Here is a 9379-nt window from a genome sequence, read left to right on the forward strand (position 1 = left end):
AAAACATCATGAGAAATCTGAAACTCTTATTTTTTGAAAAAAGATTAAGAGGTATTTTTTTTACAAGGGATCTGGCATTCCAGTAATATTTGAATTCTCCCCGGTCAGTTCGTTAATGAAAGCGGCTGCTTCCTGAGGATGAGCTGCATTAGCAGGGATACATGCTGCGTACACAAGAGGAGATCCAATTCTGGTAAGATTAACAGATGAGAAACGTTGAAAGTTGAGATCAACAACGGCAGTTTTGTAAAAATCCGAGAATTCAGGATTTCCAAGATTTAACTCATCATTAAGTCTGATATATGGCAGATCTGCTCCTTCTGCGACACATCTGTATTCAAATGCATAATCTACTCCTCCTGTTTTTAGCAATGACAGAAGGAAGATACTTCCATCTCTGATCGACACTTTCTGACCAGAGGGTTTCATTACATCAGGTAGGATCACCCATGTTGAATTCTCTTTTCTCTCAACTGGAATTTCAGGAGTAAAATGACCTGTAAATACCTGATCAAGGATATTGGTAGAGCCATAATACCGATCAGCTAGAGCCAGTACCATAATGGAGCGATAACCTGCTGCATCAAGAACGGGATTTGCCACACCTATTCGTACATCTGGCTTTTTGAGAATTTCATACCAGTTTTGACGGTTTATCTCACCTGCATACCTGCTTTGATTTGTGAATGCAAGTACCATCTCAGTCCTGCCAAACGGAATATCCATATCAGTCCAGTTTTTTCCTGTTCCTGGCATTGTCTGGTACATTAAAAGTGGTATAAGCGACTCGTCTGCAACCAGAACTACGTCAAATGATCGGCTCAGATCAGTAACCTGCCTGATGGCCTGAATACTTCCATGACCTTCTATCAGGATATCACATTGCGGGTACTTTTGTTCAAATCTTTTTTCTATCTCTTCCAAAGGAAGAAGAAGACTTCCGGCAGCAACTACTCTGACAGGATATTTCTTTTCTTTTTGTTCGAAACATCCAGATGCGAAGACCAGCATCAAAATGAGAATGATGATAAAAATCAGGATGTATCCTACTGATGGAGTTCTACCCGTGAAACCCATTTAACCCATCCACTTCCTTCAGTTATTACTCCTGCATGGTCAGTCAGAAGAGCAAACCGGACAGGACCGCCATCATCTTGACTGAGAGATTTCCCATCCTGCTCATACATCAATACAGGGGTGATCTTCTGATTATGAATTTCGCTCAGATTTTCATCAAAGGTAATATATCCATCTCCTGATACCTGGCCGGACTCAAGCACCCAAAGATATTCATCAGATCCATATAGGTACACCCGACTGTTTTCATTTGATTTACCCATTGTTTGTACTATGTTTGATAAAGGAACGCCGGTTCCAACGAATGGACCGTATTTTATCCCGGTTGTGGATACCAGATAGCCATTACCAGTATAAACGGGCATTTTTTTAAGATCTGCAAGCGAAAGATGACTTTCCTTTCCATCACATGAAAGAGTGAGATTCCAGCCTTTAAATTGTGTATCTCCATCACCTTGTTGTGTCATGCATCCTGAGAAGAGTACCATGACCATAATCATCAGGAGCATGAATAATGAAGTGATTAATTTCATAGTTTTCTTCTCATATCCCATGACATAAGTAAGATCAGACCCGAAAAAACCAGGGGAATGAACGAAATTCCAGCTTTTTGGGTTGGTATAGGAGAAGGAGTGTCCTTAATTGGAGCCGACTTATCCCCGCTAAAACCTCCCCGGTATATCCGGACTTCGTTCACCCATTTCGGAGATAATCCACTTGTTGAGGGGTAAAGTCCTGAGTAAAAGTACTGGGCCTGTGCTGGCAGAGTAACATTCATGTCAGCATTTCCATACACATGTTTTCCAGTATCCGGGTTTTCCGGTGAACAGAAAACAACCCGCATTCCCGTATAATAATCAGGAACATACCCAGTCCCCTGACGCTCACCTCCACCACTTTCTGCCCCGTTATACCAAGCAATTGTAAGAGATCCGGCACGAGCACCTGGATTCTCAATGAAGTCAGATGAAAACTGGATATGATATCCATCTGCAGCTTTAATCATTACCTCATCACCTTCTTTGAGACCCCCAAAAATATGGCAGATATCACGGACCGCAGTTCCTTTGATAGCTCCCATATCCCGTAGATTAACAGATTCATTCGGATTCCAGGGGTCTCCCTGAAACACCGGACCCTGATGATAATAATGAGTTGTTCCATCTCCCATCACCGGAAGGTTGTGTTCCATCCATTGGTAATCAAGAACACGGTGCTCAATTGTCGTGTTGTTTTCAATGACTGAAACCACAAGTGAGGTTGTGGGAGCAGCAAGACCAGGTAGTACAGTAATTGAAATTAAAAGCAGGAAATATGCCAGAAGCCGCTGGATATCAGAGAACTGAAGAGATTTATCCCAGTTGTCAGTACTCAGTTTTAAAGATGTCCTTTTCACGTTATCGTTCCCCTATTATTCATGTTTTATCGTTTTCACAATCTTCCCGTTCATCAGGAGGATTTTATGAGTACCTAGATTATTCGATTCACTTATATCGTGGGTGACATGTATGATCGTAAGGCCACCCTGTTCAAAGAGGTCACGGATATCATCCCATAATTCTTTTTTTGCCTGAAGATCAAGAGCACTAGCAGGCTCATCTAAAAGAAGAAGTTTAGGTTTTACCACCAGGGCTCTCGCTATAGCGACCCGCTGTTTCTCCCCTCCGGACAAAGTTAATGGATTTCGATCGAGAAGAGAGTCAATACCCAGTTTCCGGGAAATATCCAGTACGATATTATGAATATCAGAATGGCGTCTGATCGCAAGACCATATCCGATATTTTTTGCTACCGTCATGTGAGGAAATAACGAATAGTCCTGAAATACAATGCCAATCCCTCTTTTTTCTGGAGAAAAATATGTTATATCCATTCCATTCTGAATTATTTTTCCTGAACATGGCTGATAAAATCCGGCAATTGTCTCAAGAAATAGAGTTTTTCCAGAACCCGACGGGCCAGAGATGATACACCATGCATCATCAGGAAGAGTAAACGAATCGATCACAAGTTCAAATTGCCCGGCATGAACAACCAGATTGGATATCGCAATCATTGTACCTCGTTAAGAATTCTGCCACTAATGATGCGGATTAAAATAAAGATCAAAAATGAGAAGAAAACCATTACACATGCAACTGCAGTCGCAGCATACAGCCCACCGGTATTAAATCGCTGATAAATAAGCGTGGATATGATCATAGGGTGATAGGCAATCATGATCACGGCTGCAAATTCACTTACTCCCCGACCCCATGCCATAAGTCCTCCGGTGAGGAGGTGGCGTGTAGTAAGAGGAAGAGTTATGTGAAGAAATGCCATCCCAGGAGTGGCTCCAAGAGATCGGGCTACATTTTCGAGCCGAACAGGGATATGGCTAAATCCTTCCCTGACTGTATTCACATAATATGGAATGGATACAAAAAACATTGCAATAACAATCCCTGAAAAGGTCTCCTCAAACCTGATATCAACAAGTAAAGCAGGCTGACCGATTAATCCCTGATGCATAAAAAGGAGATATATGATAATTCCCGCCACGGTATGTGGAATAATGAGTGGCAGATCAATCAACCCTTCAATGAATTTTTTTGCGACAAAAGACTTCCTTGCAAGGATATACGCAAGAGGTGTTCCAAGGATTGATAAGAGTAAGGTTGCCATTGCAGAAGCGCTGAGGGTGAGAACCAGCGAATCAACAACTGATGGATCAATTACAGTTTCGACAAATGCTTCTGGATTTGAAATCTGGAGTCCGGTTAGGACGCAAAGCCCGAGAATAATTAGAAGAACAGGAACAGAACCAATTAGTATGCAGGATGTTGTGAAGAGATCCGGACGATTCATACGATCGAGCTCCACATTTCATCTGCCCTTTCCTAGATGTAAAAAATTAGAATTTAAAAATTACCAAACATCTTAGTTCAGAGGTTTGAGTTCTATCTTGCTGACTCCCAATACCGGCTCTGACACTGATGAGCCAGTAAGAATCAGCGGCCATGATGGATCATCTTTTGAGAGATGAGCACCATCAACAGTGGATGCTATAATGTATTTGTCGTTTCTTTTTGCATCAGTACTATCAATGACTTTGGTAGTTCCGTCCTTTCCTGTGATAATTATCTGATACCCATTATCAGCTAAACTTTCATTGTAGGCATTATTCGAATGTTGATCAGCATCATCTACAAATCCGGCAAGGAACCAGAGAGGCATACCTTTCCAGATCTTCCCATCATGATCTGTATATGATGCAGAATGATTCGAGCCAAACTGACAAACAAGAGCAGAATCAAAATATCCACTTGAAATATTGGTTTCAACTCCGCCTAAGGCTGATCCATCAAGATCTAGTTTCCATGCTGACTCAGGGACACTAAAAACCTGTATCTCATCAATATATTTTGATGCCAGACCTGCTGCAGATGGATACTGGACTCCGCCTTCCCAGTAATAATGCCAGTAATTGGAATCCATGGTATCATGCATATCCCAGTTTGAAAAAGTCTGATCATCTCCACCAGTGAAGAATAGTTGATATCCGTCTTTGAATTCTGGAACATTCTTTCCATCTTTATTCCATGCAATAAACGGTTCACCAGCTTTTTTAATTGCATCAGGGTTTGGATATACAGATGAATAACCAAGTTTCGTCTCGTATCCATCAGATGCAACAAGTTTTACCGATGTACCAGGCTCCATTCCGCCAACAAGGTCAACTAGATCTTTTATCAGGGTTCCTTTTACTGCAGATTTGATTTTAAACCCACCTGGGAATGAAAGGTTGCTATCCCATATGTCCTTGGGATTGTTGGTAATTCCTTCGTACCGGAATTCTTTCTTCCCATCTCCTATTACTGGAAGGTTCTTTTCCATCCATTGATAATCAACAGTTGTTTCATTGAGGACTGATTTACCATCCTGGGCATACAAGACAACGTGGACCTTCGGGATAGATGAAGAAGTGGTATTCAGATTTTCGGTTGATTTGGCCGATTCTTTTGGCTCTTCCAATAAGGAGGGAAGTCCGGTTAATTGTATCTCAACAATATTGCCAACAGAATTGCCTCCCGTGATATTTGGACCAACGAGTTTGAGCGGATACGAAGGTTTTTCTCCCTCTTTTGCAAGAGGTTTTCCATTCACCTGGTTTGCAATAATTACATCATCAGAAGTTCCTATGTCAGTAGTAGAAAATTCTCTGGTAAAACCGTCACCTGCTTTAACTATGATAGTGTATCCGGAATCAAAAGCGGTCTGGTTGAATCCTGATTTCCCATGCGAGACATTATCATCTACCCATCCGAGAAGTCGCCAGACAGGAAGACCAGTATACTCATTTCCGTCTTTATCTTTCCATGATCCAGAGTGACAGGAAGCAGCTTCTTCAAAGAATGATTGGTTTATTGTATCACTAATCGCCCCGTTCAAATGAAGTGACCAGGATCCATAAGAATCATTCCCGGAGGCCATTTGTTGCGAAATAACAGGGGCTTTATCCAGAGATTTTTTTTCTGAAGAAGGTTTAACAGAGTCAGTATTTGATCCTGAATTGGAAAACTTCAGAGATGCAATAGCAGTAGCAGAGGTTATGGGACTCTTTCCATAATAAAAGACTACAGTATCATCATCTGTCACTTTTTTTATGTTGAGTCCTTCAGTCTCCGGATTTGCATAATCATTAAGGACAACACCATTTATTTCGCATACCCAGGTGTTGCCAGATCCTTTATTGTATTCATACGAACCAATTCCATCAAGAAGCAGTATACCTTTATCCTGATATTTCTTATCAGAAACTTTCAATGAAAGATCTGGTACTGAAGCAAGGAGACCCAGAGGGGTGTTATCTGCAATATCATACGTTTTATTGGATACATATGAGGTAATTCCAACCGGGTTGTCAGAAATGACAAATGGTCCGTCATATAGAATTTCACTGCTGCTGACACTTACAGGTATCAGAAGGAGTGAAATTAGTAAGATTAAATTAATACAATTAATATTTAATTTTTTACAACAATCTAACATTTTGATTTACTCCCCATTACACCATTTAATCTTCCAAATACCTTCTAGAATTGAATGTGTTAACATAAATCATATGCGAAATGTAATTGTAAATTGATTGTTATACCAATTGATTACCAATTGCAAGGAATAATAGTACAGTAAAGTTACCTAAATTAACAATTCAGATTTAGATTCTTATCAAAGAAAATAAAGGATCTACAGTAATCCTAATTTTTACCATAGATGCATCACAAAATTCAACTAATTCAGGCATATTTGAATTTGGATTCATGCTTCTTATATCACTGACTCATATTCTGCTGATAAACCTAATTGTAACACTATAGATATCATCGAAAGCCAGAAGGTTTCCTGCTGAATATAGTTGTTGTGATTGATTGTGAATAAAGCGAAATCCGAGAAATTATAGCAATGTGGTATTTATTAAATACACCAGTACATTCAAAAAAGATTAGAAATACTCCAATTCAGAGTATTTCATTGAACATAATTACTCGGTAAATATATTCTTGTAGATTGAGTCGGTTCCAGTTGCTTCAAGCCGTGCACGCTCTGTTTTCTCCTCTGCAAGTGCATGGATTGGCGGAGTCATGTCTTTTCCCGGAACATGTCCGAACATCTTCTCGATCTCTACCTGCTGAGCGTGCATAAAGAGTGCATTTCTGATATCCATTGCACAGAATTCTTCACACTGACCACAGTTGATACAGGAATCTGAGATATGAGCAAATCTGATCAGATGGAACATGAAGCCTGGAGGAACCTGACCCGGAGTGATGTACCAGGATTTCTTGGTAGAACACTCAACAAAGTAGCAGATCGGACAGTTATCGATACATGAAAAGCACTTGATACATTTTGAGCTCTCATGCATGATCGTCTTCAACCGGTCCTTACCGGATCCAAGAGCTTCAAAGTCCAGGTGTCTCCACTCGTCACCGAGTTTAAGCATTGCCTTCTCGGCTTTTCCCCTGATTTCAATACCCTTTGGATCAGGAGTTGCAGTTTCGATTGCACTACCGGACTGGGCAGCTGATGCCAGGTTTGCACCCTTCTCTGAGCAGAAGTCAATAAAAGTTGCCTTTCCTGCCTTGTCACCCATATCTATCCTGTTACCACATGCAAGATCTACTCCGCGTGGAACTTTCATCTTACAGCGACGATAGTTGGATCTCCGTCCGTATTCTTCTTCTTCAAGTTCATCGACCTTGATGCCCTTGTGTCCGCCTTCGTACTCGATGATGAACTGACCCTTGTTGGTCTCTTCTTTGTGTACCAGGTTCGGGTCGACACCAAACTTCTCATAGATCATCTTCCTTGCTGCAACCAGGCTGACTGATCATCCGCAGTTGACACCAATCATGATGACATTATCAAGATTGATCTATTCCTCTTTGCGAGCTCGTAGAAAGCCATGACAGCACAGCCTTTGCAGGTGACTGCGATCTTCATGTTATTGACACCGTCAAAGTACTTCTTCAGGATCTTTGGAAGAAGCAGCGTTCCACAATGTAGTGAACCTGCCATGGATGCTATTTCTGCCGGATCGGTAATGAATGCAGGAACTGCATCATACACATCCTATCCCTTCTTTATTGCGAAAACTGCATCAACAGTTTTGCTCTCAAGAGCATGCTTCAGGAGTGCAGTAACGGCTCTACCACACTCTCCTTTCTTTATGATATCTGCATCTTTTGCCCATGCATAGAGTATATCGCCGTTTGGTACCATCTTCAGGCCTCCTGGATCTTCTCAATTTTTACAGCAAAAGCTTTTTACTCATGAATCTTAGCGATTAAGTCAAGGGCATTGATAGTAAGCATATTTGCTGCACATTCCACAAGGTGGAACAGGATAAACATGACATCCTTCTTGATGGTGTCAGTGACACGAGATGTAATCTGGATCTCTCCAGGGCGACTGATTGCTTTACCATTTCACCGCTTTTAGTGACTTGAGCCTTGGCATCTTCATCATTGATCTCAACCCATCCGATAGGCTCTTCTCGTTCAAGATTTTCAGACCTGCGGGTCATGGTTCCGGTGTGCCAGTACTAGATGCACCGAACGGTAGTCAGCAGAAGGGGGAATTCTGCATCAGGTCTCTCAGTCTAATATTTAACCGAGATTCCTGACATGATTCCTTTTCCATTAGGTGTTCCAAAGCGCTCAATGGAAGTACCAGAGTTCCCGGGTGTTTAGTGGTCGGGCATGGCCAGTGGAGTGCTTCAGGTTTTTGAGATGCTCGTTGGTCATTCCCCCATAAGACGGAGTGAGTGTTGACATCTCAGTGAAGATTTCTTCTGAGCTCTTCCACGGGAACTGCCTACATATCCCATCTTTGCTGCAAAATCAGCGATAATCTCCCAGTATCCCCTTGCTTCTCCAGGTGGATTCTAAGCCTTTCTCCACATCTGGACACGACGTTCGGTATGAATGAATAATAAAAAATTTATTTAAACGCAAAATGGAAACAAAATCATCAAATTAGCACGATTATTTCATATAATTTCTTTTGATTTCTGGGAAATCGGAAACCCATGATCTATTAGACTTATTGAGTATGGAGTTTCTTCCAAAAAACCTAGAGTTATTTATCTTCTCGGACGAAGAATAGTTAAATCAAGAGTAAATTCTTTCCTATTCTTTGCAAATATCGATTCAGCAAAGAAGTATATTGACATAACAATACAGGCTAAAGAAGCTATAAGAGTCGGAAGAGTTTTCTCATTATTAGTCGCCCCTATCAGAGAGCCAATAAGATACAATCCAACAAAAACTAGTGTAAATCCATTAAACAAGTACACAAGCCATTCATATTGCTCGACTGACCTGACTTCTTCAACCATCCTGTTTCATAATTAGCAATATCTTTTAGATTAAGATACTGGTTTTACAATAATATTCGTATAAAAGTATCAGTAAAAGAGTCAATCGAATTAGGGAACAATAGCAGCGTAAAGGTTCTCCCGAGGACTCGCGTACCTCAGTACTGGCCCCTACGTGAGGTGTCTTAACTTCCGGGTTCGGAAAGAGACCGGGTGTGACACACCTGCTGTGGCCGCTATTGAGAGCCAAGGTCCGGATTTGAACCGGAGTATAGTTGATCTGCAGTCAACCGCGTGGCCGCTCCGCCACCTTGGCCGGCTTGAGTTAATCAAGGCTGTGTATTGGAAATTGCTACGTTTAAGATTTCGTCTGGGTTTGAAGAACTGGAAGATAAAGACAGTTAGTAATCGCGGACTGAACACGTCGTTGCCTTCGTGCGT

The 9379-nt window shown here is 41.3% G+C and carries 8 protein-coding genes, 1 tRNA gene, 1 rRNA gene and 1 pseudogene; all 11 read right to left on the minus strand.

Features of this window, described 5'->3' with window-relative positions:
• Positions 1–60: 60 nt before the first annotated feature.
• The 11 genes and pseudogenes from wtpA to DK846_RS04850 all read right to left on the minus strand — a co-directional run bounded on the left by wtpA (position 61) and on the right by DK846_RS04850 (position 9254).
• Positions 61–1077 carry a tungstate ABC transporter substrate-binding protein WtpA gene (gene wtpA / locus DK846_RS04805; RefSeq protein ID WP_109967747.1) on the minus strand — a complete coding sequence of 339 codons (1017 nt, stop codon included), beginning with the start codon at positions 1075–1077 and terminating at the stop codon, positions 61–63.
• Positions 1047–1610: a molybdopterin-dependent oxidoreductase gene (locus DK846_RS04810; protein ID WP_181391626.1), complete on the minus strand. Its 564-nt coding sequence runs from the start codon at positions 1608–1610 to the stop codon at positions 1047–1049. The genes wtpA and DK846_RS04810 overlap by 31 nt, the downstream gene beginning before the upstream one ends.
• The gene (locus DK846_RS04815) at positions 1607–2473 is read right to left on the minus strand and encodes an argininosuccinate synthase (RefSeq protein WP_109967749.1); all 867 of its coding nucleotides are present in this window, start codon (positions 2471–2473) and stop codon (positions 1607–1609) included. The genes DK846_RS04810 and DK846_RS04815 overlap by 4 nt, the downstream gene beginning before the upstream one ends.
• A gap of 15 nt (positions 2474–2488) precedes the next feature.
• Positions 2489–3133: an ATP-binding cassette domain-containing protein gene (locus DK846_RS04820; RefSeq protein ID WP_109967750.1), complete on the minus strand. Its 645-nt coding sequence runs from the start codon at positions 3131–3133 to the stop codon at positions 2489–2491.
• Positions 3130–3939: an ABC transporter permease gene (locus DK846_RS04825; RefSeq protein WP_245926463.1), complete on the minus strand. Its 810-nt coding sequence runs from the start codon at positions 3937–3939 to the stop codon at positions 3130–3132. Before DK846_RS04825 ends, DK846_RS04820 begins: the two co-directional genes overlap by 4 nt.
• Positions 3940–3996: 57 nt before the next feature.
• A complete protein-coding gene (locus DK846_RS04830) occupies positions 3997–6108 on the minus strand; it encodes a molybdopterin-binding protein (protein ID WP_109967752.1) in 2112 nt (703 codons plus the stop codon).
• 493 nt (positions 6109–6601) lie between these two features.
• Positions 6602–7842 (minus strand): annotated as a pseudogene (locus tag DK846_RS04835) (Coenzyme F420 hydrogenase/dehydrogenase, beta subunit C-terminal domain).
• 64 nt (positions 7843–7906) lie between these two features.
• Positions 7907–8146 (minus strand): hypothetical protein, encoded by a 240-nt coding sequence (locus tag DK846_RS17415; RefSeq protein WP_146201130.1) that lies wholly within the window; start codon positions 8144–8146, stop codon positions 7907–7909.
• A gap of 558 nt (positions 8147–8704) precedes the next feature.
• Positions 8705–8959 (minus strand): hypothetical protein, encoded by a 255-nt coding sequence (locus DK846_RS04840; protein ID WP_109967753.1) that lies wholly within the window; start codon positions 8957–8959, stop codon positions 8705–8707.
• Between the two features lie 98 nt (positions 8960–9057).
• A 5S ribosomal RNA gene (gene rrf, locus DK846_RS04845) occupies positions 9058–9179 on the minus strand.
• Between the two features lie 3 nt (positions 9180–9182).
• Positions 9183–9254: transfer RNA gene (locus tag DK846_RS04850), tRNA-Cys, on the minus strand.
• Positions 9255–9379 lie beyond the last annotated feature (125 nt).

Origin of the sequence: Methanospirillum lacunae, assembly GCF_003173355.1 — an archaeon.
GTDB lineage: Archaea > Halobacteriota > Methanomicrobia > Methanomicrobiales > Methanospirillaceae > Methanospirillum > Methanospirillum lacunae.

Coding starts and splice junctions, on each gene's coding strand:
- wtpA (WP_109967747.1), bottom strand. CDS start 1,077: ATGGGTTTCACGGGTAGAACTCCATCAGTAGGATACATCCTGATTTTT.
- DK846_RS04810 (WP_181391626.1), bottom strand. CDS start 1,610: ATGAAATTAATCACTTCATTATTCATGCTCCTGATGATTATGGTCATG.
- DK846_RS04820 (WP_109967750.1), bottom strand. CDS start 3,133: ATGATTGCGATATCCAATCTGGTTGTTCATGCCGGGCAATTTGAACTT.
- DK846_RS04830 (WP_109967752.1), bottom strand. CDS start 6,108: ATGTTAGATTGTTGTAAAAAATTAAATATTAATTGTATTAATTTAATC.
- DK846_RS17415 (WP_146201130.1), bottom strand. CDS start 8,146: ATGACCCGCAGGTCTGAAAATCTTGAACGAGAAGAGCCTATCGGATGG.
- DK846_RS04840 (WP_109967753.1), bottom strand. CDS start 8,959: ATGGTTGAAGAAGTCAGGTCAGTCGAGCAATATGAATGGCTTGTGTAC.